21 protein-coding genes, 1 tRNA gene and 1 riboswitch are annotated in these 26114 nt (G+C 60.3%); of the genes, 10 read left to right on the plus strand and 12 right to left on the minus strand.

What is annotated here, in order from left to right; all coding sequences use genetic code 11:
• Window positions 1-32: 32 nt before the first annotated feature.
• The 3 genes from ACO07N_RS28575 to ACO07N_RS28585 form a co-directional block, all read right to left on the minus strand.
• Window positions 33-1082 carry a hypothetical protein gene (locus ACO07N_RS28575; RefSeq protein WP_421984250.1) on the minus strand — a complete coding sequence of 350 codons (1050 nt, stop codon included), beginning with the start codon at window positions 1080-1082 and terminating at the stop codon, window positions 33-35.
• 222 nt (window positions 1083-1304) lie between these two features.
• Window positions 1305-1607, minus strand: a complete 303-nt coding sequence (locus ACO07N_RS28580; RefSeq protein ID WP_421984251.1) for a hypothetical protein — start codon at window positions 1605-1607, stop codon at window positions 1305-1307.
• 64 nt (window positions 1608-1671) lie between these two features.
• Window positions 1672-1748, minus strand: a tRNA-Ile gene (locus ACO07N_RS28585).
• Between the two features lie 834 nt (window positions 1749-2582).
• Here ACO07N_RS28585 and ACO07N_RS28590 point away from each other — a divergent pair.
• Entirely contained in the window at window positions 2583-3629 is a 1047-nt protein-coding gene (locus ACO07N_RS28590; RefSeq protein WP_421984252.1) for an AI-2E family transporter, read from the plus strand.
• Window positions 3630-3776: 147 nt separating this feature from the next.
• A complete protein-coding gene (locus ACO07N_RS28595; RefSeq protein WP_421984253.1) occupies window positions 3777-4538 on the plus strand; it encodes an SIMPL domain-containing protein in 762 nt (253 codons plus the stop codon).
• A gap of 40 nt (window positions 4539-4578) precedes the next feature.
• On the opposite strand, the gene ACO07N_RS28600 is transcribed toward ACO07N_RS28595, so the two are convergent.
• Window positions 4579-5166: a GNAT family N-acetyltransferase gene (locus ACO07N_RS28600; protein WP_421984254.1), complete on the minus strand. Its 588-nt coding sequence runs from the start codon at window positions 5164-5166 to the stop codon at window positions 4579-4581.
• A 183-nt stretch (window positions 5167-5349) separates the two neighbouring features.
• Here ACO07N_RS28600 and speD point away from each other — a divergent pair, with 183 nt between their 5' ends.
• Window positions 5350-5907 (plus strand): adenosylmethionine decarboxylase, encoded by a 558-nt coding sequence (speD, locus tag ACO07N_RS28605; protein WP_319383304.1) that lies wholly within the window; start codon window positions 5350-5352, stop codon window positions 5905-5907.
• The gene (speE, locus tag ACO07N_RS28610; RefSeq protein ID WP_421984255.1) at window positions 5904-6776 is read left to right on the plus strand and encodes a polyamine aminopropyltransferase; all 873 of its coding nucleotides are present in this window, start codon (window positions 5904-5906) and stop codon (window positions 6774-6776) included. Before speD ends, speE begins: the two co-directional genes overlap by 4 nt.
• A 40-nt stretch (window positions 6777-6816) precedes the next feature.
• Here the strand turns inward: speE and ACO07N_RS28615 are convergent, their stop codons facing one another.
• A complete protein-coding gene (locus ACO07N_RS28615; protein WP_421984256.1) occupies window positions 6817-8052 on the minus strand; it encodes an MFS transporter in 1236 nt (411 codons plus the stop codon).
• Between the two features lie 669 nt (window positions 8053-8721).
• Between ACO07N_RS28615 and ACO07N_RS28620 the strand changes: the two genes are divergently transcribed.
• The 3 genes from ACO07N_RS28620 to ACO07N_RS28630 all read left to right on the plus strand — a co-directional run bounded on the left by ACO07N_RS28620 (window position 8722) and on the right by ACO07N_RS28630 (window position 13985).
• A complete protein-coding gene (locus ACO07N_RS28620; RefSeq protein ID WP_421984257.1) occupies window positions 8722-10515 on the plus strand; it encodes an adenylate/guanylate cyclase domain-containing protein in 1794 nt (597 codons plus the stop codon).
• A 104-nt stretch (window positions 10516-10619) separates the two neighbouring features.
• Window positions 10620-11756, plus strand: a complete 1137-nt coding sequence (locus ACO07N_RS28625; RefSeq protein ID WP_421984258.1) for a phosphatase PAP2 family protein — start codon at window positions 10620-10622, stop codon at window positions 11754-11756.
• A 30-nt stretch (window positions 11757-11786) separates the two neighbouring features.
• Window positions 11787-13985: a hypothetical protein gene (locus ACO07N_RS28630; protein ID WP_421984259.1), complete on the plus strand. Its 2199-nt coding sequence runs from the start codon at window positions 11787-11789 to the stop codon at window positions 13983-13985.
• 47 nt (window positions 13986-14032) lie between these two features.
• Here ACO07N_RS28630 and ACO07N_RS28635 read toward each other — a convergent pair whose 3' ends face one another.
• From ACO07N_RS28635 to ACO07N_RS28655, 5 genes are all read right to left on the minus strand, one after another.
• Complete coding sequence (locus tag ACO07N_RS28635; protein ID WP_421984260.1) at window positions 14033-14926, minus strand: metal ABC transporter solute-binding protein, Zn/Mn family; 894 nt, start codon at window positions 14924-14926, stop codon at window positions 14033-14035.
• Window positions 14923-15825 carry a metal ABC transporter permease gene (locus tag ACO07N_RS28640; protein WP_421984261.1) on the minus strand — a complete coding sequence of 301 codons (903 nt, stop codon included), beginning with the start codon at window positions 15823-15825 and terminating at the stop codon, window positions 14923-14925. Before ACO07N_RS28640 ends, ACO07N_RS28635 begins: the two co-directional genes overlap by 4 nt.
• The gene (locus ACO07N_RS28645; protein ID WP_421984262.1) at window positions 15818-16576 is read right to left on the minus strand and encodes a metal ABC transporter ATP-binding protein; all 759 of its coding nucleotides are present in this window, start codon (window positions 16574-16576) and stop codon (window positions 15818-15820) included. Before ACO07N_RS28645 ends, ACO07N_RS28640 begins: the two co-directional genes overlap by 8 nt.
• Window positions 16576-16713 (minus strand): hypothetical protein, encoded by a 138-nt coding sequence (locus ACO07N_RS28650; protein WP_421984263.1) that lies wholly within the window; start codon window positions 16711-16713, stop codon window positions 16576-16578. Before ACO07N_RS28650 ends, ACO07N_RS28645 begins: the two co-directional genes overlap by 1 nt.
• A 202-nt stretch (window positions 16714-16915) precedes the next feature.
• Window positions 16916-17142, minus strand: a riboswitch (cobalamin riboswitch).
• A gap of 90 nt (window positions 17143-17232) precedes the next feature.
• The gene (locus ACO07N_RS28655) at window positions 17233-20355 is read right to left on the minus strand and encodes an AAA family ATPase (protein WP_421984264.1); all 3123 of its coding nucleotides are present in this window, start codon (window positions 20353-20355) and stop codon (window positions 17233-17235) included.
• 196 nt (window positions 20356-20551) lie between these two features.
• On the opposite strand from ACO07N_RS28655, the gene ACO07N_RS28660 reads away from it, so the two are divergent.
• A complete protein-coding gene (locus ACO07N_RS28660; RefSeq protein ID WP_421984265.1) occupies window positions 20552-21580 on the plus strand; it encodes a VPLPA-CTERM sorting domain-containing protein in 1029 nt (342 codons plus the stop codon).
• A gap of 102 nt (window positions 21581-21682) precedes the next feature.
• Window positions 21683-22597 (plus strand): OmpA family protein, encoded by a 915-nt coding sequence (locus tag ACO07N_RS28665; RefSeq protein ID WP_421984266.1) that lies wholly within the window; start codon window positions 21683-21685, stop codon window positions 22595-22597.
• Between the two features lie 106 nt (window positions 22598-22703).
• Here ACO07N_RS28665 and ACO07N_RS28670 read toward each other — a convergent pair whose 3' ends face one another.
• The gene (locus tag ACO07N_RS28670) at window positions 22704-23801 is read right to left on the minus strand and encodes an NAD(P)/FAD-dependent oxidoreductase (RefSeq protein ID WP_421984267.1); all 1098 of its coding nucleotides are present in this window, start codon (window positions 23799-23801) and stop codon (window positions 22704-22706) included.
• Window positions 23802-24338: 537 nt separating this feature from the next.
• Between ACO07N_RS28670 and ACO07N_RS28675 the strand changes: the two genes are divergently transcribed.
• Window positions 24339-25061 (plus strand): NAD(P)-binding domain-containing protein, encoded by a 723-nt coding sequence (locus ACO07N_RS28675; RefSeq protein WP_421984268.1) that lies wholly within the window; start codon window positions 24339-24341, stop codon window positions 25059-25061.
• Between the two features lie 44 nt (window positions 25062-25105).
• On the opposite strand, the gene ACO07N_RS28680 is transcribed toward ACO07N_RS28675, so the two are convergent.
• On the minus strand, window positions 25106-26020 hold the full coding sequence (locus ACO07N_RS28680) for a MurR/RpiR family transcriptional regulator (RefSeq protein ID WP_421984269.1): 915 nt from the start codon (window positions 26018-26020) through the stop codon (window positions 25106-25108).
• Window positions 26021-26114 lie beyond the last annotated feature (94 nt).

Below are 26114 nucleotides of genomic sequence, written 5' to 3' on the forward strand. Positions count from 1 at the left end.
GCCGCCGCAAGCCCCGTCAACGATTTGCCTGCTCAGAGGCCGCTATTCACGATCGCCGGATCCGTGCAGCGCCCCATGCAGTACCTCGGGCGCCAGTTAGGATCCAGCGCATCAATCGGGTCTCCTTCTCGGAAGAAGATATCAATACACCCGTCTACACCAATAATCGTGAAGATCGTTGGCATAAATGGATACCAATCAGTTTTAACTCCATTCACATTTGTTTCAATATGTATTGCGGCTACTGACATTCGACCTGGAGTGTTATTTCTAACATTGCGCGCTTCCAATTTCTTGTCCGCCCATTTCGGAACCATTGCCTCACTGAATTTCATCAGTGACCCTGGAAAAATATCGCGATCATCATATCCCGCATCCACAGGCTTGGATCGCGGCGTAATTTCAAATCCATCAATTTCTACTTTGATTTCGACTTCATACCGAATATAGCCCTCCTTTTTAAGATTATTGTTTCCGTCAAAACTCTTTATTTCAAAGCACATTTCTGTTGTTATTTTGCCACTATTATCGCTATTGTAAGTGTATCCGTTTTCAACTATTCTACCGTGTGGAACAATTTCCATGTATGGGAAGAAATTCCCGTTTGGGCGAAGTAGAAATTCTTGAGCGGCTCTAACCCATGTGTAGTAAAGCAGTCCTTCTGTGCCTATGAACAAGTCGTAATCTTTCACGTCATCCGCTTTTGGCGGCGTTTTGCTAGCTGGTTTTCCTCCGATGATGTCAGCAATCCATGCTTCTGCTTTTACTGGTTCTGGTTCACCTGTATCTGGGTTGATTGTATTGGGGTCAACTTGACGAGGTGCAATCGAACGTAGCAATCTTCGCATATGCCGCCTACTAACCTTTGACCCCTGCTTAACGACTACGGCTTTTCCATCAAAAATCAGGGTCAGTGGTCCATACTGGTATGCTTGGCTCAGGCTACTTATTTTTACGCCCTTATTTAATCTCGGGGCCTGATCTTCACACAACAAGCTGGTAGGTTGAGCCTCGGCGGAGCCACTTGCGAAAACTGTAAATGCCCCAAGCGCCGCGAGGGAAATGGTTAGAAATTTATTCATAGCCCCATCCATGTTTCATGATTGATTGGTGTATCAAAAAGGTGACACAACCATAAAACACTGCCATAAGTTGCAAAATGACGCAAGGGAAGTTTAAGCTGTTGTTGGTTAAATTTTATGCCTTTTGAGGTGAAAACGGCATTGAACCGACCCCACGAGTTTGTTTACTGAAGTGTTCGCCTAGGGTCAGCTGTAGCACCGGCACTCGCCTTATGGCTGGAGCTAACATTCAGCGCGAACTGGGCCTGTCAGAGGCAAGTTCACCAGTGGCCGCATGATGTGCTCGCACAGAAACATCTGCGTGTCTTCGAAGTGCTTGCCGAGCGCAATTCCGCCTGTAACTATCCTTCGGACTTCGCGCCTGATCTCGTGCAAGAGCTTCAACTCTTGCCCACGTGCACCGGTTCCGAACGGTATCTTGAACTTGGGCGACGTCTGTTGTGAATCAGCCCCGCTCGGGATCGACCAGCGGAAGTAGAAGATGCCGTGGCGGGAAACGCTGAGATAGCTCGGAATGAACACCATAATTGTCTCACCAGAATGTCCCACCACGGCATTCCAGTGATTAAGGCATTGATTTTAAAAGAAATGGTGGGCCCGGAGGGACTCGAACCCCCAACCAATCCGTTATGAGCGGACGGCTCTAACCAATTGAGCTACAGGCCCACGGCCCGGCAATCATGTGGCTGGTTGCGGGGCACACAGTCCCTATACCACGGCGAACCGGCGGGGCAAGTGCTTTGCGCGGTCAAACCCGAAAAGGTCTTGGAAAGACGGGACATGGCGCGCCACCGGTCCCGGTGGAAAGGCGGGTCCGCCCAACTGCCGTCTGCTCTCGCCGAGTGGATCCTCTTGAGGCAACGCCAGTCAATGAAAGCGTCATTCCGGCCAGGCACCACACACGCCGAGGATCAAGGCGTCAGTGACTCGGCCGGTGTTCCCGTTTGATACGGCAAAAGCGTGGCTCTCCGGCCCCGGATCTCCGCTGGGCTGCGTCCGGGGTGACGAAGGAGGGTGCCCCCGGTCGTCATTCCGGACAAGTGCAGCGGGAGCTGCGCGCCGATCCGGAAACCGGATGTTTTTCGCGCCGAAGGCGCGGCTCATTCTGATGATGTCGACAAGAGTGTTCGCTTCGCTCGCGCAATTTTCTGGATACCCGATCAAGCCTGGTACAGGTTCCAGATCGGTGTTCGGCGTCGCCTCACTTGCCGGAATGACCGTGGAGGAACATCACACTCTCCTTCGTCACCCCGGGCGAACACAGTGAGACCCGGGGCCGGAGAGCCGGGTTCGCCGGAAATGGCTCTGCACAAGTATCGGCTTTCTCGGCCCCTGACCCGGGGTCCGATCCACCTTGCCTCAAGAAACCTGCGCTTGGGAGGGAACCGGCACACCGGCAACCGCGGCGAAACGCGGAAATAGTTCCGTTCCCTTAAGGCTTCGGGTGTAGGGTCAGGAACAGCTGACAAACCCGCCGATCGACCAAAAGCCGGAGCCGATATGCGAAGCCCCCTTCTGACCGCAACGCTGACGGTTCTTCTCGTCTGCATGATCGGCTGGCTGCTGGTCGTCGGGCGTTCGCTGCTGCTGCCTTTCGTCATCGCGCTCATCGTCTGGTACATGATCAATTCGCTCGCCCACGCGTTCCAGAAGATCCCGATCGGACCCTGGCGCCTGCCCGGCTTCGTCGCCTTCACCTTTGCGCTTCTGGCAATCTTCGCCGCCAGCACGGTCGTGCTCGACATCGTCACGGTCAATCTGGCCCAGCTCGCCCAGGACGCGCCCACCTACCAGCGGCGCCTTGAGGAAATCTTCGACCAGTTCTCGTCCCATTTCGATCTGAATGATCCGATCGAACTGAAGGACCTGCTGCCGGACAGCGTCGTCCCGCGCATGGTGACCGCCGGGGCCAGCCTGGTCACCACGCTGGCCGGCTCCGCCAGCCTCGTCTTCATTTATGTTCTCTTCCTGGTGCTGGAGCAATCCACCTTCGACCGCAAGTTCGAGCGCCTGTTCGCATCGCCCGAGCGCGCCCAGTCCGCCTTCGCGATCCGGGCGGAAATCAACCGGTCGATCATGCACTATTTCTCGATCAAGACCGCCGTTTCGGTCGCGACCGGCGCGCTCACCAGCCTCGTCCTGATCCTGATCGGCCTGCCCTACGCCGCGCTCTTCGGTTTCATCGCCTTCCTGCTGAACTACATTCCGACGATCGGCTCGCTTATCGGCGTCATCTTCCCGAGCCTGCTCGCCGTCGTCTATTACGACACGCTCGGCCCCTTCTTTGCCATTGCCACCGGCCTCGGACTGATACAGTTCGCCATCGGCAATCTCATCGAGCCGAAGCTGATGGGCTCCAACCTCAACCTCTCCGGCCTCGTCATCATGCTTTCGCTCGCCTTCTGGGGTGCGATCTGGGGCATTGTCGGCATGGTCCTGTGCGTGCCGCTCACCGTAATGATCGTGATTGTCTGCGCCCGGTTCGAAAGCTCCCACCCCATCGCCGTGCTCCTGTCGGAGACCGGCGACGTCGGCCTGGCGAAATAGGATTTCCGCTCTCGCGGTTCGCGAGAACCGCCGCGCCCGGGCCAAGCCCTTGAAAATGAACGGAAGCTGAACCGGCAAGCCTTATCCGCGCCGCAATGGCCACCCATGTTCACGCACAAGTGAAATATAGCCTGAAAGGATTATTCAATGACAGGTTTCATCGCCGTCCTGCGCGGCAAAAGAGTGGCTTTCGTGCATGGCTTCGCCCTTGCGGTGGGGCTTGCCCTGGCGCTGTCGGCCACCGTTCCCTCCTCCGCACAGGAAACCGTGCCTTCCACCGGCACGATCACCATGGATGGTAGAGGCACGGTCACCGTCGCCCCCGACATGGCCGTGATCACGACCAATGTCGCCACCACCGGCAAAACCGCGGCAGACGCGTTGTCGGAGAACTCGGCGGCGATCGCAAAGGTGATCGACGCCATCAAGGGCGCCGGCATCGAGGCGAAGGACATCCAGACGCGCGGTTTCGGCATCTATCCGCGCTACGAGCGCATCACCGACGGCTCGAACCGCCAGCCCAACATCACCGGCTACGAGGTCCGCAACGGCGTCGAGGTCAACATCCGCGACATCGCCAAGCTCGGCGATATCCTGAGCCTGGTCGTCGACAGCGGCGCGAATTCCGTCGACGGCATCCGGTTCGATGTCAGCGATCCGGCCGAAAAGCTCGACGAAGCGCGCAAGAAGGCGGTTGAGGCCGCACGCCACAAGGCGGAGATCTTCGCAAGCGCCGCCGGCGTCGAACTCGGCGAGATCGTGTCGATTACCGAGACCGGCACACAAGTTCCGCGTCCCCAGATGATGCGTGCCAGCGCCATGATGGCGGCCAGCCCCGAATCCGTGCCGATCGAGGCAGGGGAAGAGACCATCGGTGCCAATGTCACCATCATGTGGGCGCTGAAATAACGCGTCCACCCTGCCCCCGGCCCCTGTTGACGGGGCCGGGTCAGAACTTCCGATACCAGACTTGCATCGGTTTTTCGGTCTCGGCCGTGTCGCCGATATCCTGCCAGGGAAAGGTGACGATGACCCCGTCTAGTTTCTCGTAGCCGCGCTTCTTCCAGAACGGGTCCAGCGGCCGGTAATCCGCCGGCCGCATCGGGTGATCCTCCGGCCGGATGACACCGCAGAACATGGCTTCGCCGAAACCGAGCCTCCTGGCATGCGCTTCGCGCTCGTCGAAGAAACGGTGGCCGACACCTTGTCCGCGATAGGCCGGGTCAAGCACCGATTCGGCAAGATAGAAGATCTTCCGAGGATCAAAGCCGCGCTCGCGGAGCGGTTTCTGGAACGCCTCGTATTCGTCGCCGAGCGGCTCGCCGGTCGCGGCCCCTACCAGCTTCGTCCCGTCATAGGCACCGACGATCACGGCACCGTCCGTCTCCGCGTAGCGCTGCAGGTATTTTTCCTCGTAGTCCATCGACCCGTCGTAAAGATACGGCCAGTCGTGAAAGACGGATATCCGCAGCCGGGCGAGATCCGCGAGTGCATTTTTCAGGGCGTCGCCCGTTAAGGTTCTGATTTCGACCGGCACACCTAACCCTCTCAAATGTCGGCATGATTTTCCGGACCCTTGCCACATGATCCGGTCATTCACGTTTGCAGTGCAAAAACGGTAGGCGAATTTTGCAGATTTCCCATTGAGATTAAACACTCTTTTCTGTATGGAGTGCCGTCCGGAAAATACCGGGGACATCTGCTGGTTTGGGAGAGCGACATGGAAAGCAACGCCCTCTTCGAACTGGGGATGGACTTGGAGGCTCGTGTAGCAGAAGACGCGATCAGCGTTGCCGAGCCAAGAAGCACCACCCAGAAGGAAGAAAACGTTTCTAACGCGGCCGCTGGCGTTTACGCTGATGACCGCCTGGATCACTTCATTCAGAAAGAAGGGATCCACTGCGCTGGTGCGCATCTGATTATTGATCTTTACGACGCCGAGAGGCTCGACGACCTGCCGCATGTCGAACAGGCCCTGCGGGCCTGCGTCGAGGAAGCAGGCGCAACCCTCTTGCACATTCACCTGCACCCGTTCGAACCGACCGGTGTGTCCGGTGTCGCCGTGCTCGCGGAAAGCCACATTTCCGTGCACACCTGGCCCGAGGCCGGTTACGCGGCCTTCGATGTTTTCATGTGCGGCGATGCCCAGCCTGAAAAATGCGTCGATGTGCTGCGCAACGCCTTCAATCCGGGCAAGACCGCGGTTTCCGAATTGCTGCGCGGACGCGAAGTCGCCAACCAGCTGTCGAAGCCGCACACGCTGGAAGCCGCAGAATGAGCGACGGCCTGGTCTTCAACGAAACCCTCTATCCGGGGGTTCAGGTCAGCTACGGCTGCGACCGCATCCTCTACCAGGAAAAGACGGAGCACCAGGATCTGGTGCTCTTTTCCAACCCGGTCTTCGGCAAGATCCTGATGCTGGACGGGGTGACCCAGGTCACCACGGCGGACGAATTCATCTATCACGAGATGATGTCCCACGTGCCGATCATCGCCCACGGCGCGGCACGGAACGTCCTCATTGTCGGCGGCGGCGACTGCGGCCTCGCCGAAGAGGTGCTCAAGCACCGGACGGTCGAAAGGCTGGTCCAGGTGGAAATCGACGCCTCCGTGGTGGAGTTCTCGAAGGAACACTTCGCGGACTTCAACGATGGGGTGCTCGACGATCCGCGCTTCGAGCTTGTCATTGCCGACGGCATGAAGTTCGCGGCGGAAACAGAACGGACATTCGACGTCGTGATCGTCGACAGCACCGATCCCCACGGACCCGGCGCGGTCCTCTTTTCCGAGGAGTTCTACCGCAATGTTCACCGCATGCTGACACCCGGCGGTGTCCTGGTGACGCAGAACGGCGTACCGTTCCTGCAGCGCGATGAACTGGTGACGAGCATCGAGCGCTTCTCCCGCATCTTCCGGGACGCAGCTGCCTATATCGCGGCGATCCCGACCTATTTCGGCGGCCACATGACGCTCGGCTGGGCAACGGACAATCCCGACTTGCGCCGGCAGGCGGCAACGGTGCTGGACGAGCGGTTCAACGCGGCCGGTTTCAAGACCCGCTACTATACGCCGGACGTCCATGCCGCCGCCTTCGCCCTGCCCAGGTTCATTCTGGATGCTGTCGAGGAAGGCCGCAAAAGGGCCTGAAGACGAGTTCGGTCAGGAGTTGGCGGGCGTTCCCGGATGGTCACCCGGCATCCTGCCAACGCGTGTCGCCGCGCTCTTCCGCGGTTGCTCCCGACACACCGGCGGCCTCGATCGGCACGGCATCGGCGTCCCTGGCGCCGTAGCGCGAAGGCAAGTCGATTCTGGACACCACCTGGATCAGGATGAAGCAGCTTGACATCAGGGTGAAGACGACGAGCACGTGGTCGTAATCGAAGTGGCCTGCCAACTGGCCGAAGATCGCCGACCCGAGAATCTGCCCGACGGGCAGCATGAAGAACAGCACGGCGACCACCGTCGGCGCGTGGTTGCGGGAAATCCGTCCAGCCCAGATCAGGTACATTGCCGTACCGGTCATGTAGAAGATCCCGAACAGGCACGCGGCGAAAATGGCAAGGGTGGCGGAGTGCTCGGCCATCGTCAAAAGAAGCGCGGACGCGCCAAGCCCGACAAAGGAGACCGAATGCATCTCGGCAAGCGACAGCTTCGCGACGAGATCCCCGCACAGCCCACCCAGAAGCCCGGCAAGCCCGAGCACTATCCAGAACAGGCTGATCTCCGCAGCGCTCCAGTCGGCCAGACCAACGAGGCTGAGCCCGCCACCGGTCCAGATCGCTGCGCTGACCATGCCGAAGAGCAAGGCACTCGAGGCAGCCTGATGCAGGCCTGGCGACTTGAAAACCTCTCCGAAGGAACCGGATCGCGCGTTGGCGACCGGCCGTCTCGGCACGGCAAAAAACGCGGCGAGTGAGAGCGTCACGGAGATCAGCGCGAACACGAGAAAACACGTGCGCCAGGTCTCCGCGAACTGGAGCGCCGTCATGCTTGCCGCGACGATCCCGGCGCCCGTTCCCGCGTTGATGACGCTGACCGCACGCTCCTTGTACCGGCGGCACAGGACGCTGACCCCGGCAACCAGCGGGGGCATGGAAAGCCCCGACCCGATGCCGATGAAAGAAAGCGATGCGAGCAGATAAGCTTGCGACTGCGCCAGGCTGACGGTCAGCGCACCCAACGCCGCAAACGCCATTGCCGCCATCACTGTCACGCGTGCGCCCCACCTTTCGGTCAGAAACGCCGCGACCAGCAAGGCGGCACATGTTCCGGCATAGACACTGCAGGCAAGCAAGGCTGTGTCGTCATGATCGAGCCGGAACTCACGCTGGATTGCGGGGAGGAATTGACCGAAGGCGAAACGAACGCCGTACGTGATTGAAATGACCCACGCACCGACCACGACAAACAAGTAGCCCCTCATGACAACATCCCTATGGAAATCTGGAACTGTATGAATTCTGAAAAACGGCCTCGCACGCGCGGAACCAAAAACACGCCACGCGCACACCCAACCGGGCTACATTTGGATATGTGTGCGAAGTATTTTGATGAAACAGTAGAAAGAGACGGTCGGCAGGAAATTCTGAAAAAGTGTGATTTACATCTCAATATTATTTGGATTTACAATCGAGCACACACGCAAAGGTAATAAATCACTAGAAAATTCCGCAGAGAAAGTCAGGCAGCATGCAAGACGAGCCTTTTGTCTGGGCCAGCGGCGGTTCACTCTCCAAACCCTTTAGAACGGCGCGCGCAAAACCTGGCCGTCTGCCGCGTTATCTGGCACGGCCGTCTTTCTGACAGATTTGACAATCAGTAGATTGCGAACAATATGTGCATTATTGCGGATGGATTTTTACATTGAAACATGAGTAAATGGATAGGACTTCCGAAGAGGAATTCTCGACGAAAGATCAGTAATTTAACATTTAATATTATTAGTATTGCAGAAAATTTTTACGCGCATAAGCTGCTAAATATCAAGAATGACACGGACGCTGTAAATCCACCCATGGCTTAGCGCATAGCCAAAGGTTTCAGCAATGTACTACTGTTATTACTCGAGCCCGGATTTGCGAGGCATCTCGCAATGATCTCGACCTCGTACAAGGACATTTTTACGCTCGGTACGGGGCTTTTGCGCGTGAACAGAGCGGTTCTGTTCGCTGACGTTGTCGATTCAGTGCGTCTTTTCGAGGTTGACGAGGAAGGCACGATCGTCCGCTGGGTCGGGTTCGTAGACGACCTCGAGCGCCGCCTGGCGGAGTCGGGACAGGGCCGCCTGGTCAAACGCATGGGTGACGGGCTGCTGGCGGAATTCGATGATGCCGGCTATGCGGCTCGCACGGCACTGGACATTCAGGCTTCAATTGAAAAGGTCAACGAGAACCTGGACCCGGACCGCCGGATCGAATTGCGCATAGGCCTTGATATCGGCGAGATCCTGCACAGTGCGGACCAGGACCTGTACGGCCAGCACGTCAACACGGCGGCCCGCCTGTCGGCGGCTTCGCGCGCCGGACAGATCGTGACCAGCGCGGCGATCCGCAATGAACTGGCGAGCGACCCCGATGCGGAGTTTGAAGACATCGGGGAATTGCACCTGAAGAACCTGCCGCGGCCGGTCAGCGCCTACGTGCTGCGCAACCGCGATGAAACCCAGAGCGTGACCCCCAGGATCGCCGCGAAGGACCTTCAGCCGACGATTGCCGTCTTGCCGCTTGTTTGCCCTGCGGTCTCCCAGGAAACGATGGTCTGGTCGAACCTGATCACCGAAGACCTGGTCGGGGCCTTGGCAAAATCTCCCGCGCTGAGCGTGATTTCAAACCTGTCAACGGCGAGCTTCCGCGCGAAGGCCCTGGAGTTGGAGGATATCCGCACGAAGCTGAGCGCGGACTTCATCGTGACCGGCTCCTTCCGCCAGTCGCCCGACCAGACAATTCTGGACCTGGAACTGATCGAGACCCGCACCGGTCTGGTCGTTCTTGCTGAACGTCTGGAGTTCGAGACATCCGAGCTTCTTCAGCGCAACACCATTTTCAGCGATCTGGCCAACAGGATGCACGGCGCGCTTTTGAACAGGGAGATGAAACGCGCCCTCACCGCCCCGCTTCCAACGCTCGAGGGATATGCGATCCTGTTCGGGGCGATCGCGCTGATGAACCGGTTGTCGCGACAGGATTTCGAGCTGGCGCGGGAACTGCTCGACGGTTTGATAGAGCGCGTTCCGCATGCCCCCGCCGCCCTTGCCTGGAAGGCGCGCTGGCATGTCCTCAAGGTTCAGCAGGGTTGGGCGGACGATCCCGGCCTTGAGGCCAAACTTGCGTTGGACTGCACCGAACGAGCCCTGGACATCGATCCGCAGAACTCGGCGGCCCTGGTCGCCGAGGGCTTCGTGCGGAACAACCTGCTGCACGACCTGGATGAGGCGGAGGAACTGTTCGACAGTGCACTTGAGCTGACGCCGAACGACGCGACCGGACGGGCATTGCGGGCCGGGCTTTACACCTTCCGGGGAGAAGGAGCCAAGGCAGCTCAGGATGCGGAATACGCGCTGCATCTGGCGCCGCTCGACCCGAACCGGTTCTTCTTTCAGGCGATGGCAGCCGGTGCAAGCCTTGCCAACAAGGACAATGCGCGTGCCCTGGAACTTGCCGCCAGCTCGCTGCGTCTCAACCGGTCCCATACATCTACGCTGCGCGTCAAGACTGTTGCCGAATGGCGGTTGGGCAAGCATGAAGACGCCAGAAGGACACTCGCCAAACTCCTGAAAAAACAGCCGAATTTCTCAATCAGCTGGTGGCAGAAATCCTCGCCCGCAGCGGATTTCGAGATGGGTCGGGAGTTTGCCCGATCTCTTAGGGACCTGGGGGTACCGGAATAGTCGCACAGAGCTTCGAACAGCATTGGTGAAAGGAACGCACGATGGCGAATTCAGGCGGATTTGGACCCGAAGGCAGCCTGGGAAGTCTGGGGAGCCTTGGAAGTTTGGGCAGTTTGGGGAGCCTCGGCAGTCTTGGTAGCCTTGGAAGTCTCGGCAGCCTGGGAAGCCTCGGGAGTCTCGGGTCCCCAACGGCCAACCCACCCCTTGTCGTGCAGGCGTTGAACACCAACCGCGACGGTATTGCCGGGGCATGGCAACCGGTTCCCGAGTCGGCCGTTGTGGAAAGCGATCAGGAAAACACCGAGTATCTCGACCGCCTTGCTCCCTCGGTTCGCGCCAGTATTTTCGCACTCGAGATCGGCTCGAGGATCGGTTTCCGCTTCGACGCCGACACAGCAAGCGTCTTCCATCTTCAGGCGAATTTTGCAACGCCTGAAACCAAATACCAGACGCTGATGGAGATGAAACGGCCGACGCCGAAGATTTTCGCGGATCAACTGACGATGGTCGCCAACTACGCGGACCTGCGCGCCGACCGCTCGGGCGAGATCATCGCACAGCTCGCAACCCCGCTTGAGTTCCTGCGCTCCATCGCTTTCGTCGATCCGGAGCGCACGCCGTTCACCGTCGAATTGCTGGGCATGTCGCTCTGGATGGCGAACTATGTGGAAATGCGCCTGAAATACGCGCTCGCCTGCAAGCGGCCGATCGAATGGTCCCCCCAGATCCAGCCCATGATCTGGACGCCCACGCATGGCAGTCTGCCGAGTGGACACGCAACCGAAGCTTTTTGCATGGCCCAGGTGCTCTGGCGGCTTTTGGGTGTATCGGGCACGAAACCCTATTCCGGCGAATTGTGGGGCGAGATGATGATGCGCCAGGCTGCGCGGATCGCGATCAATCGCACGGTCGCGGGCGTTCATTTTCCAGTAGACAGTGTGGCCGGTGCCGTACTGGGCCTGAACCTCGGCGAGTATTTCGTCAAACGCTGCATGACCCAGGCTCCGACAACGGGCTGGAAATTCAACGGACCGGAATTCAAGGATGGAGCCGGTTCGGCCGCCAACATGGATTTCGATTGGCGTGACTACTACGACTTTTCTTCAGACCCGCCAGGTCTGAAGGACGCCATGGACTGGGTTGACCGTAAAGCCTTCGTGGATCCGATCGATGACGCGCACTCGGAACCGCTCGATTGGTTATGGGGCCGGGCGATTTCGGAATGGGAAGACATAACCTGACGCAACCGAAGGAATGAAAGGGAGACTGATATGGTCTTTACCTGGCACGAATTCGACGATGGTGACGTCGTTCTGAATCCGGAAGCGGACTTTCGCGTGAACACGTTGAGCCGAGCAATCGCCGCGGAACTTGCAATCAAGGACAGCTCGGATCTGTGGTGGCTGCTTGTCCTGAACCCTGCTCTGAAGGACCGGGACACGAACACACCCTACTCGCTGGAGGAAATCTGGCAGCTGGCCGCGGGCCTCGGCCTGGGTGACGACCCGAGCGCGTTTCTCGCTATACCGCCGGAGTATCCTTCGTCGCTCCGCGAAGCGCCGGCGCCGGCGACAGTGACCTTGTATGCAAGAACCGACTACATAAACGCGGCCAACGCCAAACCGGAGGCCGCCGGTATTGGCTGGCTCGAGGTTGGCCCCAGCTTCCTTAGAAGCGAACTGATACTCCCGGAAGATCCTTTCACGATCACAGCACCCGAACGCTTCAAGGTTCCCGAAGGCTCCGTCGTCATGGCAGTCATCGACAACGGCATGGCCGTCGGCCACGAACTTTTCCGGCGGACGCACGATTGCAAGGCGGTTTCGCGCGTCAAGTTCTTCTGGAACATGGACGGAGTTCCCAACAATCCATCATCTTTGCCGGACAACACCGAGCCGGCGAGCATCGGCAACGCCTGGACGGGAACCGGCCTGTCGGAGCAGTTGAACAAACACATGCATCACGGGTTGCTCGACGATCCGGCCTTCTATCGCGCCATCGGAGCGACGGACTGGTCCACGCGCCGCCATACACCGATCGCGCATCGCCTCTCGCACGGAACCCACGTCATGGGGCTTGCCGCCGGCTACCCGGCACACGGGGTGTCGGATCCCGACGAGGCCAAAAAGCGTCCGATCATCGCGGTGAACCTGCGAACCTCAGATGTGAAGGACCCATCGGGCAGACTGTTCTCGCTTTGGCTGGAACAGGCGCTTTTCTACATCCTTGACCGTCACAAGCGCATCGAGATCGAGGGACAGCCCGGCGTCCGTCCGCCACTCGTCATCAATTTCAGTTTCGGCAACTACGCCGGCCCGCACGACGGGACCGGGCTCGTGGAAGCGAAAATCAGAAACGCTCTTTCGACGGCAACGAAAGATGCCATCAAGTGCCAGTTCGTGCTGCCTGCCGGAAACGGCAACGAAAGCCGGTGCCACGCAAGGGTCGAGTTGCACGAGGGCGCGCGCACACAAACGCTGAACTGGCGCGTCCAGCCGTCCGACGGCAGCATGTCAGCCGTCCAGATCTGGCTGGACAAGGAAAACAAGGTCAAGGACGATTATGCCGTCCTGACCGTTGACGGTCCCGGTGGGATCGCGCCGGCAACCATCTCCTCGCATCATCCCCTGGCGTGGCAGGAACTACGGGACGAGAACGATGACAGCATCGGGCTCATCTATTTTGCCGGTGCGAATATCGGACCCTACAAACGCGGCAGATTCGGCATCTTGCTCTTTGCGACAGACAGCCCGGAAGATGTGGGGCCCTTTGCACCTTCCGGCATTTGGACGTTGCAACTGACTGCCCCGAATCCCACCGGCAATGTTGGTATGAAGGCCTGGGTGGTGCGGGATGAGACGTTGCCTGGCTTTCCCGTTTTCGGCCGCCAGTCCTATTTCGACGACCCCGAATATGCACGGTTCTACGAACCCGGTCTCGACATCTTTTCGCTGGATCGGCGGCTGATCGGCGGACGCCTGGGCTACGACCCCGATGTCACTTCCGCGCTCGTCCGCCGGCAGGGCACACTGAGCGGATTTGCGACAGGCGACATGACCGTCGTCGTCGGCGGATTTCGGGATTCGGAGCCGAAATATGATTGCCCGATGGCGCTCTACTCGGCCACCGGACCGACAAACAATCCCGCCAAGACCGGACCGGACGCCTCGGGTCGCAGCGATGACAGCCTGCTTCTGCCCGGTGTCGTAAGCGCAGGGTCGCGAAGCGGCTCCTTTGTGGCAATGCCGGGCACCAGCGTCTCCGCACCCCAGGTTGCCCGGTGGATTGCGGGCGAACTTGCAAATGGCCAGCCGGCCGGTCCGGAGGCTGTCCGCGATGCCGCCGATACCATGGACCCGTCGGGATGGGTCAACCCGCGCAAACCGCCGAATATCCGCTCAGGAGGTGGCCGGATGCTGGATCTGCCCACCCTGTTCGGCCAGTCACGCTGGCCCGGCCCTTCCAGGTAGAACAGGAAGAGCGGCACCAATCGGCGCCGCTCGCCAGCAACGTCCCGTCAGCTGTTGCCGTCTCCAAGCGCGTCGAGCAACGTGCCGAGATTGTGCTGGAACATGGCGAGGTAACTGGTGGCCGGTCCCCCGCGCTCCGACAATGCGTCGGAGTAAAGGCGGCCACCGATCCCGATACCCGTTTCGTCCGAAATCTGTTGCACCAGCGCCGGGCTGGTGATGTTCTCAACGAACAGCGCTGCCGCCCCCTCGTCCTTCAGCTGCGCGATCAGAGCCGCGAGATCGCGGGCGGACGGTTCCGCTTCCGTGTCGATGCCGACCGGGGCAAGGAAGGTCAGACCATAGGCATCGGCAAGATAGCCGAAAGCATCATGTGCGGTGACGACTGTTCGGCGGTCTTCCGGCAGTGCGGCCAGCCGTGCACGCGTCTCCGTATCGAGGGCCTTGAGCTTGGCAATGTAGGCATCAGCGTTTGCCTTGAAATCATCGGCATGGTCCGGCATGGCCTCGGCCATGGCATCGGCGATGTTGCGCACGTAGATGACCCCGTTCGACAGGGAATTCCACGCATGCGGATCGGTCTCGCCGCCGACCTTGACCGGCATCACGCCCTCGGTAGCGATGTGAACGGTGGCCTCGGTGCCGGATTCGGAAATGAGCGTATCAGACCAGGTCTCGAAGCCGAGACCGTTGACGAAAATGACGTCGGCTTCGGCCACTGCGCGCGCGTCGGCGACCGAGGGCTGATAGACGTGCGCGTCGGCATCAGGGCCGACAATTGTGGTGACTTCGGCATGATCACCAACCACCTGTTTCACCATGTCTCCGAGGATCGAGAAGCTGGCGACGATCTTGACGTCGTCATGTGCACCGGCAGGCACTGCGGCGGCGATCAGCGATGTCGCCAGGAAACCGGCTGCCAGGCTTTTCAGAAGGGTCATTGGGTTCTCTTTTCAATATAGGTTTGTTCGACAGACGTCTTTTTTCCGGGCGACGGTTTGCGGAACCGGCCGCCGAAGCCGAGCGGCCCGAACAGGGCCGAAAACACGAAGAAGCCCCCGGCTACAAGCACGATCGCCGGGCCGGACGGGGTCTCGGGAAAGAGATACGACAGGGTCAGGCCGATCCAGCAGCTTGCCAGGGCAAAAAGGAAACCGAGCACAAGCTGACCCGTGATGGTGCTGGCCCAATAGCGGGCAGCCGTCGCCGGCAGGATCATCAGGCCGACGGCCATCAGGGTCCCGAGTGTCTTGAATGCGGCGAGCAGGTTCAGAACCAGCAGCAGCATGAACCCCTGGTCGACGAGCCAGGGCCGCTTCGTCTGTGCCTCGAAGAAGACGGGATCGCAGGTGCTGACGATCAGCGGCCTGAGAAGCACGGCAAACGCGGCGAGCGTCACGGTGGCGACACCGCCGACCAGCATCATGGACGCGTCGTCGATCCCGAGGATCGAGCCGAACAGGAAACTCTTGAGCGGCACCGCGGACCCGGCCGCGGACAGGATGAAGATCCCGACGGCAAGCGCAATGAGGTAAAGCGAGGCGAGGCTGGCATCGCTGCGCAGGATGGTCTTGCGCGCGAGCAGCGCCGTGAGGATGGCAACACCGACGCCCGCGACCAGACCGCCAACGAGCAGGGACATCACGGACAACCCGGTCGCCACGAACCCGATGACGATTCCCGGCGTGATCGCGTGGGCCATGGCCTCGCCGGCAAGGGACAGGCGCCGCAGAACGAGAAACGCGCCGATCGGCGCAACGGACGCGGACAGCACCGTTGTCGCCACGAAGGCGCGCCGCATGAAGGCAAAGTTCCACATTTCGGCAAACAGCTCAAACATGGGCGCGCTCCCCTTGATCAAGGGGACCCCTGAACATCCAGGACGCCTGGCTTTGCGACAGGTACCCCTGCGCCACGAGCCCGTCCGGTGTCAGGACCTCGGCAACGGGGCCATGCGTTGCGGTTCCGTTGCCCAGCAGCAGCGCGTGGCTGCAATGATCGAGAACGGAGGAAAGATCATGAACAACGAGGACCACGGCCCGGCCTTCCCCGCGCCAGCGCTGAATGATCGACAGTAGGTGTGCCTCGGTGCTCTGGTCGACCGCCGCAAAGGGCTCGTCGAGCAGGATCAGGGGGGCGTCCTGCAGGATCACGCGGGCGAACAGGGCCCGCTGCAGTTGCCCGCCGGAAAGCGTGTGGAGCGAACGCTCCGACAATTCGAGAATTCCGGCCTCGTCCAGGGCTGCATCCACCCGGTCCCGGCCTCGCCGCCCGAGGCCCGACCACAAGCCGAAACCGCGCCACGCGCCCATCGCGGCGAGATCGCGCACACGAATGGGAAAGCGCCGGTCGAACTCCGTCAGTTGCGCCAGGTAGCCGATCTCGTCCGGCCGGCCGGACGGCCAGGTCAGGCGCCCGGCAAGCGGGTCCGTCAGTCCGAGCAGCATCTTGACGAAGGTGCTCTTGCCCGACCCGTTCGCTCCCAGAACGGCGAGCGTCGTTCCGGCCTCGATGTCCAGCGACAGGTGCCTGAACAGTGTGAGGCCGGGATAGCCTAGCGCAAGGTTGCGCAATTCCAGGACAGCCGCCATCAAAGCACCGCCAGGATCAGAAGCCAGAAAAGGCCTGACGACACGATCGCGCCCGCGGCCAGGGCCGCGACGCTCAGTTCGCTGAGGCATGACGGCCGGCCGTCCCGGATATTGCCGTGGGGATGGGACCGCGCCATCAGTCCGCTCCGGCGCATGATGCAGTGATCAGCGTCCGTCTTACGGCGACCCTAGGTCTGGCGCAACGGTCCCGAGATTGGGTTGGTCGAGTGGTCTGGCGCATCGCCCCCTCCGATTGGACGGGGATCTGGCAGAACCATATTTTTGAACGGCAGCACCGCTTTGCACATGGACGTCTCCCACCGGGACACCCCGCCCGGTCAAGTTAAGATTGCGATGGCAGGTCTCCTGACTCGCGGGTCCAAGCTTTCCCGTTCCTTCCCGGGCCGTTGATCACACCGGCCCAGTGGCGTTCACCGGGGTCGCTCACCGCTCACAGTTGCGGGGGCAGTCACGGATTTGGCGCCCTTTCGGCTCTTCCTCACCGTGTTCCCTTTTCATCTTGCGGCCGTTTTCATTCCGCAAGAACCATCACCGGCAAACCTATTTTCTCGGCCTGAAATAATCAACACGTATTTGTGCCTGAAGCCTGCTCCACGTGTTTCACCTGATCCGCCTCTTCCCGCCGAAACAGAATTTCAAAGCGAAATCCGGACGAAAGCATCGGCCAGCTTGCGGGTCTCTTTCAGGCTGGATGCCTGTTCGGTGTGGAAAGCGGCCTTTGGCGTTTCGCCCTGCCTGGAATAGAGGGCCGCCAGCACGGAGTGAACGCGCGGCGCGAACCAGCTATCCTGATTCCCTTCCGCGATCGCCAGGGCTTTTTCGCCTTCCTCTATGCCGGCCTGCACCTCGCCGGCCCGAAGGTGCGTTTCCGCTTTCAGGCCGAACCAGTTGGTGAATTGCACACCGGCCCCGGTGCGTTGGAAGACACTGATCCCCTCCTCGATTGCCGGAAAGGCCGCATCGAACCTGCCCGCCATGCCGAGTGCCCAGCCTTCGAGCACCAGTCCGGAAGCAAGCCAGAACGGGAACCCGTGCTCCCGGCTGACCGAAATCGCCTGGCGCGCCAGTTCGGATGTCTTTTCAACGTCATTGAGGAACATGAAGACCTCTGCGCAAAGCGCAAAGTGGATGGCCTCAGAAAACAGGTTCTCGCGAACCAGGCTCAGTTTGCGCGACGTAACGACGTGCTTGAGCAAGTCGTCCTTCCGGCCTTGCAGGCCGGCAACCCAGGCCGCATAGGCAGCGCAGGTAACCGCTGAGTTCTGATCCGTGATCGTCTTGGCGGCCACGTCTGGGGCATGGTCGAGCCCCTTCTGCAGGTGCAGTCCCGCCTCGTCCAGGCGCCCGAGATGTGTCAGGACTTCGCCGGTTGCCGCGTGCGCCTGAAGACGCAGCGACGGGTCTGCGGACCGTTCGGCCCGCTGCAGCAGCTCCGTTGCGTACTGAAGCGACGTCTCCAGTTTCCCGGCAACCCATGTGTTGACCCAGAGCCCCATCAGAACCCTGACTTTTGCCTTCTCCGATCCCGCCACGGTGCTGAGGAGGAGCGCGCGTTCGAGTTCATCGCCGACCTCGGGTGCACCATACCCTTTCGCGGCCATGAGTGCAGTGGCCAGCGCGAGCCGCAATCGCAACTCGGCTTCCTGGTGGGACGCGTTCTCCGGGTCGATCTGCGCAAGGCCGGACCTGGCGAACGAAATCGCTTCCGGGCGTGCAGAGCGATGGATGGCGGCATAACTCGCCTTGGTCCAGTAGCCGATCGCAACTGCGGTATTCCCGGCTTCCTGGTGATGCCACGCCTTTGTCTCGTCACGGCTTGGATCGTCCGAAGTCTCCAGGTAGCGCGCAATCTCGCCGTGAAGTCGCCGGCGATCCTGCTGCGCGACCATGGCATAGGCCGCGTCACTCAACAGCACATGGCGAAAGGTGAACCCGGCATCGTCCTCGAAAAGGAAGCCCAGTTGGACCAGGCTGACGAGGTCATCTTCCAGCGCGGCCTCATCGCGTTGAGTGAGCAGCGCGAGCAACTGAGGCGTGTTCACCTCGCCGGTGATCGCCATCACGTAAAGCACGGTTCTTTGCGCCGGAGCCAATGCGCCGATCCGGACTTCCATCACCGCCTGAACGGTGTTGGGCAGCTCCAGATCAACGGCCGCCCCCGACCTTGCTGCCAGCACCAGCTCTTCCAGAAAAAACGGATTGCCGGAGGCACGCGAAGAAAGAACCGCTGCATCGTCGTCGCTGATCCTGTCGTTTCCGGGTACGGCGCGGATCAGCAGCAGACTGTCTTCCGCGCCGAGCGGTGACAGGTTCAGGACCGAGTCCGGAAGCGGCGGATTTTCGGTGGGCCGCGTCGTCATCAGCAGGAATACGCGCGGTACCCCGCCCTTGCGAAGCAATGCCCCGAGCGTTGCCCGGGAGGTGGCGTCCAGCCAGTGAACATCTTCAAAGACGATCAGAAGCGGGTCTTCCTCGCTCGCCAGGCGAAGGACCTGCTGGATCAGTGAAAGCGTCCGCGCGTTTCTCTGTCTGTCGCTGATGCCTTCCAGAATGGGCGAAGGCTGGGCGTCTTCATCGATCAGGAGCTCCAGCAACGCCGCGTCGACCGGGTCCGTTGCAAGTCCCTCCGCGCCATCCTGCAACAAGGCCGAACAGATCTGCCGGATGGGCGCAAGCGCCGAATTCGTCTTGTGCGCAGAGCAATTGGCCATGCAGATGCGGGCGTCTCCGTCACCGAGCGATTTCAGGAATTCGCTTGTCAGGCGCGACTTGCCGATGCCCGCGGGGCCGGACAGGGCCGTTGCCCGGAAACTCCCCGAACTCGCTTCCTTGAAAAAGCTGTTCAGAAAGGCGAGTTCGGCAGCGCGGCCGACAAAACCGGTCGGGTTTTTGCTCGGACGCGCGGGTATACCTGTGCTCAGGACGGCAATATCCGTGAGCGCGTAACGATCGCCGTCAGACGAGACGTCCACCTCGTCGCGCAATTGCTGGAAGGCTGTATCGGAAATCAGGACTTTATCCCGCGGAACCGCGTCAGCCAGGGCCACCGCGCCGATTTCAAGCGTGCTCGGTGCCTGCCATGCGCTTTCATCTCCGCTAAAGGGCATCGGGCCGACATCTATCCCGAGGCTCACGTGCCCGCCGGCAGAACGAATTGCCCTGATCTCGTCCGACCGGGAAAGCTGCCATGCGCAATGGGCCGCCCTTCGCGCACCGTCTTCAAAGTCGGGGGCGACACCGAACGAAGCGGTGAACTGGTTCACCATCATGTGCAGCAGTTTGCCCTGATAGCTTTCCACCTGCAGACGGGCCTTGCGCAGGCACGAATCGATCGCTTCCGGTTGAGGTTGACGTCCTTCCGGACCTGAAATCTTCAAGCAGAGCACGGCAACGAGACGCTGTTCCGCCACTCCTGCCGTTTTTACGGGAGTGCCGGTCCCGGTGTCCGTGTCCTGCCTCATCACGTCCACAACGATGCGAAAACCGCGGCCATGCACGGTCTTCAGGATGGGTGTTTCAGCGTCTTCTTCATCCAGAGATTTGCGGAGCAGGGAAATGGTTTTCTGAAGCGCCGCTTCCGAGACATTGCGGCTCCAGAAGGCATCCATCAGTTCGGATTTTGAGACCAGCCGGTCGCCGTTTTTCAACAGGTAGGTCAGAACACCGAAGGCCTTGGGCGTGATGGATACAAGGTCCCCGCTCCGCCTGAGCTCTTGTCTGCCTTCGTCCAGTTCAAACTGCTCAAATCGGTAAATCACGCATGCTCGCCATGTTGCCCCTGGCAAACATTAGCAGAATTGACAAGCAATCTTCCAGACCTGATTTCCCTAAGGTCATCACGGCGTCAGGATTTCGTCAGAACTTGCTCAGGACTTTTGGGCGCTCCGACACATAGGCTCCGGATTGCCCCGGTGTTTCATTTAAGCCGGGACAATTGTTTTAAGGAGTTTTCAGATGAAAGTGTTTGCAGCTGCAGTCCTTGCGGCCCTCGCAATCGGTCTTGCTTCACCAGCCCAGGCAACGCCCGTCCAGGCCTTGAGTTTTCTGCAAATGGAGTATGACTTCGTCATCATGGGGGATTTGCCCTTTGACGGCCAATCGCCCGACGGCATCACGTCCAGCGTGGGCGGCCCCGATTTTTCAACGTCGATCAACAGTCAGATCAATGCTCCTGACGCCGTCACGGCGATTGACCAGACCACGACCCAGATCGGATGTTCAGGTTGCGAACCGGAAATCCCGTTTGTCAGCAATCGCCAACTGCGCACAAACCGGGCTGATCCGACGGAATTCGCCGATGCACAGTGGAACGTTGAAAGCGCCATTTCTCAGGACCAGGGCGCGGACGTCACAGCGTTTGCGATCGGACGCCAGACAATTGACCGCGACGGTCTCGCCCAGCTCCGCATCACCTCGTCTCCGGCGCCGGCAGAAGCGGAATCAACATTTGGCATTTCCCGCCTGACCACGTTCGAGAACACGACCGACGCCGAAATTGTTATCCCGATCCGCGCCGAAATCGGCGGCGATCTGCTTGCCCGGTATTCGGGAGACGACGGACTGGCGCGCACAAGCGCAACGCAGAGCATCATTTTTTCCGGCCTGTCCGATGGCAATCTCACGACGGTCACAACGGCTGACACGGAAGAAACCACTGAAACCGGCGCCGGTACGGCCGTGACGGGCGGTGTCTTCAACTCGGGCGACGGGATTGCCGGGCTGCTGTTTTCCGCCAGCACGACAGCCATTGGTGACGGTGGCTTCAACGAAGCGATGTACAGTTTTTTTCATCGCGTCATTTTCCTGGTGACGATCGAGGCCGGACAGAGCATCGGGATGGAGACTGCCTTTTCCCAGGCGAACTATGTGGAGTATGCGCCGGCGCTGATCTCGGAAGTGCCGTTGCCCGCCGGGGTCTTCCTGCTTTGCAGCGGTGTCGCCCTGCTCGCGGGCCGCAAGGTCGTCCGCAGGAAACGCGCCTGACCGTAACTCGCAGCCCTCGGACCGCAAGTATGCGCAGCAATGCAGCGGCCCGTCAGACCGGCTGCGATCCCTATTTTGTTCGCTTTTTCAAGGATGATTCCGATGCCTGTTATGTCCTCAAAGTGGGAAGTCGCCATCAAGAGAAGTGCCAGTGGCGGGCAATGGATCACCGGTGGCGTGATCCAGTTCAAATTGCGCAATCTGGAATCGGGAACGCTGGCCAACATGTGGTTTGTCGGCGCCGGAGGCGGAGGTTCACTTGCGCCCATTTCCTTCTCCGACACGATGAAGCCCGGCTTCAAGGCCGTTCGGAGTGCAAAGCAGACGAGCTTTGAAGACATCGACAGAAAGTCGGCGATCATGCGAACCGCGTCTGCGTCGAACGGTGTTTCGAATATCGGCGCTGTCTGGTTGAAAATTTCGACCGGCCACAATCCCTATGGCGCGGCTCTTTTCGACTTCAAGATCTATTCCGCGCAGTTCGGTCCGAACGTCTTCAACCCAAGCAGCACGACCGCCAACGTCGGCATCGACCGGCATTGGGGAAAGGTGCTGATCCAGTATCTTGACGTCGAACCGGAGGTTCTCCCCGACACGCCGGATCCTCACGTCTGGCCGGGTCCGATACCGTTCATTCCCGACGCGCCCCCGCCACCGGCCCCTCCGGCGCCACCCAAGCGCGTCACGCTGGAGGCCGACGTGCTGTTCGGATTTGACAGCGCGGCCATCAAGCGGGACGCCGAACACCAACTGCACAACCTGATTTACGAGATTGAAAGGCGCACCGTGCCGCATGTTGAAATCGAAGGTCATGCCGATTCAAGCGGCGCCGACGCCTACAACCTGGATCTGTCCAGACGGCGCGCCGATGCCGTGAAAGACTGGTTTGTGAGGGCGGGCGCCCCGAACGCCATCCGATACAGGGTGATCGCCAAGGGAGAACGGGAACCGATTGCGGACAACAGGACGCGAGAGGGGCGCGCACGAAACCGCCGTGTGGAAATCGTCATCCGGTAGCGTCGTAAGACAGCTGTTTTCCGGCTTCAAGTGCAGGGCGCTGACGGTCAGCGCCTTGGAGCGCGCTCAGCCCTGAGGGCAATCGCGGCGCCGAAAACCAGGATCGTCAGTCCCGCGCTTCCAGCCAGGTCTGCGCCGAAGCCATATCCCTTGAGACGATCCCGTCCGCAAGCTTCTGCCCGACGACAGCACCGAACTTGTAGCCATGACCGGAGCAGGCCGACACGATGGTTGCCCTGTCCTCGCTCGCCGCAAAGAAATGCTCGTCGGCCGTGAACGTGTAGGCGCAGGTTACGACGTCGTCGACACGGTATTCCCCGATGCGCGAAAACGGCGGCGAGAAATAGTCGCGCAAGGTCTCCCCCTCCTCCGCTTTCGGAACACGGTCCTGGTTCGGGTCAGCCTTGTACTTGTGAATGCCGGCACCGAACTTGAGCCCCGTCCCGGCGACCGGCGGCAGAATGTAGCCGTCGACGGGGCCACCCGGATCGAGGATCGCAGGCGCGCGTTCCCAGGCTTCGACGAGATCCTGCGGAGGCGTCAGATAGACGACCGCGGTCCGATAGGTCGTCAGTTTCAAAGCCAGCTGCGGAAACAGTCTGAGCGTCCACGCTCCGGCGGTGACGATGACATGATCTCCCTGCAGGACCTGACCATCGGCAAGCGTCACGGAACCCGCCGCAGGATTGACGGCTTTGACTTCGGCGTTCTCGCGCACATCTGCTCCCTTGGCACGCAGCCAGTCGCGAAGATCCGATGCGATCCTCTGGCACAGAAGAACGCCGCCTTCGTCGCTGACCAGGCCATAGCGAATGGTCGCAGGGTCTACGAACGGAAACCGGTCTGCGGTCTCGGCGGGCGTCAGATCCTCGAAAGGATAACCGCCCGCGACAAGCCCCTTCCGGTAGTCCTCGCCGCCATCATCTTCCGATTGCGACATCACCATGAACCCGGTGTCGACCAGGTGCTTGCTGTCGAGGTCCTCCCACATCTCGTCCCAGGCCGCGTAGGCGTCCCCGATCCGGCGTTGATACCCACCCTGCCCGCCATAGGCCCGGCGGATGATGCGATGCTGGTCGCCCGAAGCAGACAGCGGATTGGGGATCGGTCCCTGCTCGAGCAGCGTGACCGGGACGCCCCGCTTGGTGAGCGCCCAGGCAGTGGAGAGGCCGGAAATTCCGGCACCGACGACGACTATTGTCATGAAGATTGTCCTGCGGTTTGGACCCGCAGATTACTCCGTGCACAAGGGGAAGCAAGGGGTGATTTGCCGCTCTGCCAGCATACCGGTCATGCGCGCGTAGGCGCCTTGAATCGCTTGTTTAAGCCGCTCACAAATCACATGAACCCAGTCTACACGTTCACGTGCGACTTCAAAGGCACATGGAACGAATTAGACTTTTAATACAGATGTTTAGCCGAAACTCCGGAATCAGTTTCACAGCACGGATCCAACCATGGGGCCGCGACCGCCCGATTGCAGAAAACGCTGTGGAGTACGGCAGCGGGGTGTGTCGCGGCAAGGTGTTCCTGGCGAAAGGACCTCGAAGAAGCCGGTCGGCAAAAGCCTTTGGTTCAAACAAGATGTTCCGGCAGATTACGCTGGCGGTGAGGCTCGGATCAGTGTGGACTTGGCATGGATAATGTTGTCTGGCGATCAACTCCAATATGCTGGAGAATGACCTGATCGGACGGGGGAATGACACGTTCCGGAACGCCGCCAAACAGAGGGAGAGCCGACATGCGGATTGGAGTGCTTGGGTGCGGAACGATTGCAACTGCAGTCGTGCATGGCATCGCCGGGGACGGACACCAGATCACCGTATCGGAACGCAGCGCAAGCCGCGCCCGTTTGCTGGCCAATGCCTATGACAACGTCACCATCGCCAGCAATCAGGGAGTGGTTGATGCAAGTGACGTGATTTTTCTCGGCCTGATGGCGGACGTCGCACCCGAGGTTCTGGAACCATTGACGTTTCACGAAGGTCAAAGAGTGATCACCTTCATGGCCGGCGCCACACTTCAGCAGGCCGACGCGCTGGTGCGCCCGGCAAGCGCAGTCGCGCTCATGATGCCGTTTCCCGCCATCGCGAACGGTGGAACGCCGGTGATGATGCAGGGTGATGCCGAACTGGTGACTGAAATTTTTGGAAATCGGAACCAGATCTTTGCGCTGGCAAGCGCCGGCGAGATGGCCGCCTATCTGTGCGCCCAGGCGGTATTGTCACCGGTGGCTCGGATGGTCAGTGACGCGGCAGACTGGCTGGGAGAACGGGTTGCCGACAAGAAACAGGGTGAGGCGTTTCTGAGAGAACTCGTTGCGTCGAGCCTGGCGGACAGCGAGTGCGGACCGCTGATCGAGGCCTTGAACGCCCCTGGAGGCTATAACCAGCGCCTGCGGCAGCACATGGAGGCCAGAGGAATGGGTGAGACCTTGAAGGCCGGTCTGACCGCCCTGGAGTGAACAGACGCCGTTGCGGGCACGCGCAGCGCCCTGAGGGTCGCCCGCTAATCCCCGAGCGGCTGAGGCCCCGTGCGTCCGTGATAGGCCGTCAACGAAGCCCGGATGCGCCGCAGGTTCTCCGTCGTGTGGTCGGATCTCATCTGGGCAACCGCCATGGCAAGGGCGTCGATAATGACCAGGTAAGCGTAGCGGGACGCCGTCGGTTTGTAGATGTCCGGATCTTCGGGAAGATCGATCTGCAAGGCGCAGTCGACGGAGCGCGCAAGCGTGCTGCCAGATTTCGTGATAGCCAGCGTGGCGGCGCCGTAGCCGGCGGCAATTTCAGCGGCACTGACGATTTCATCCGCCTCGCCGCTGGAGGAAATCAGCAGGATGACATCCGATTTGGAAAGGGTCGCGGCCCGCATCTGCAGGAGATAGCTGTCGGAGACGGCGACCGCGGACACGCCGAGCCGGAACAGCCTGTTGGAGGCCTCCTGCGCCAGCATGGAGGAACCGCCGCCGACACCGCCGACAAGCACCGTGCCGGCACTGGCGATATGGTCTTTTGTGGTTTCGAACACCTCCCCGTCGAGTTGCTTGCGCATGACGTTCAAGGAGGCGGAAAGGGCGCCGATCACCTGGTCGAGAACCCCGGAACTCGTCTCCGGTTCCGGCCGCTCGCCAACGTCGAGATACTGCAGGCTGACCGCCAAGTTCTGCGCCAGCCTGATCTTGAATTCCCGGAACCCGTCACAGCCCATCGTCCGGCAGAACCGCACCACTGTTGGCGTGCTGACGTCACACGCCTTTGCCACCTCGGCAATGGTCATCGCGCTGATGCGCTCCAGGTTCGCCGACACGAAGTCTGCGACCTTCTGTTCCCTGGCCGAGAGTTGGCCGTCGGATTTCCTCAGATTGGAAATCACGTCGACAGCCGCATGTCCCAATCCCTCGTCTATCTTCAATCGTGCCTGCATGATACCTCGCCCCCATTCTGTAACTCGGTTACAAATTTCGGTCAATAATCACGCGCGCCGGGTGTGTGATAGGGCTATATTTGTAATTAAGTGA

The organism is Roseibium sp., from assembly GCF_965229775.1.
Taxonomy (GTDB): domain Bacteria; phylum Pseudomonadota; class Alphaproteobacteria; order Rhizobiales; family Stappiaceae; genus Roseibium.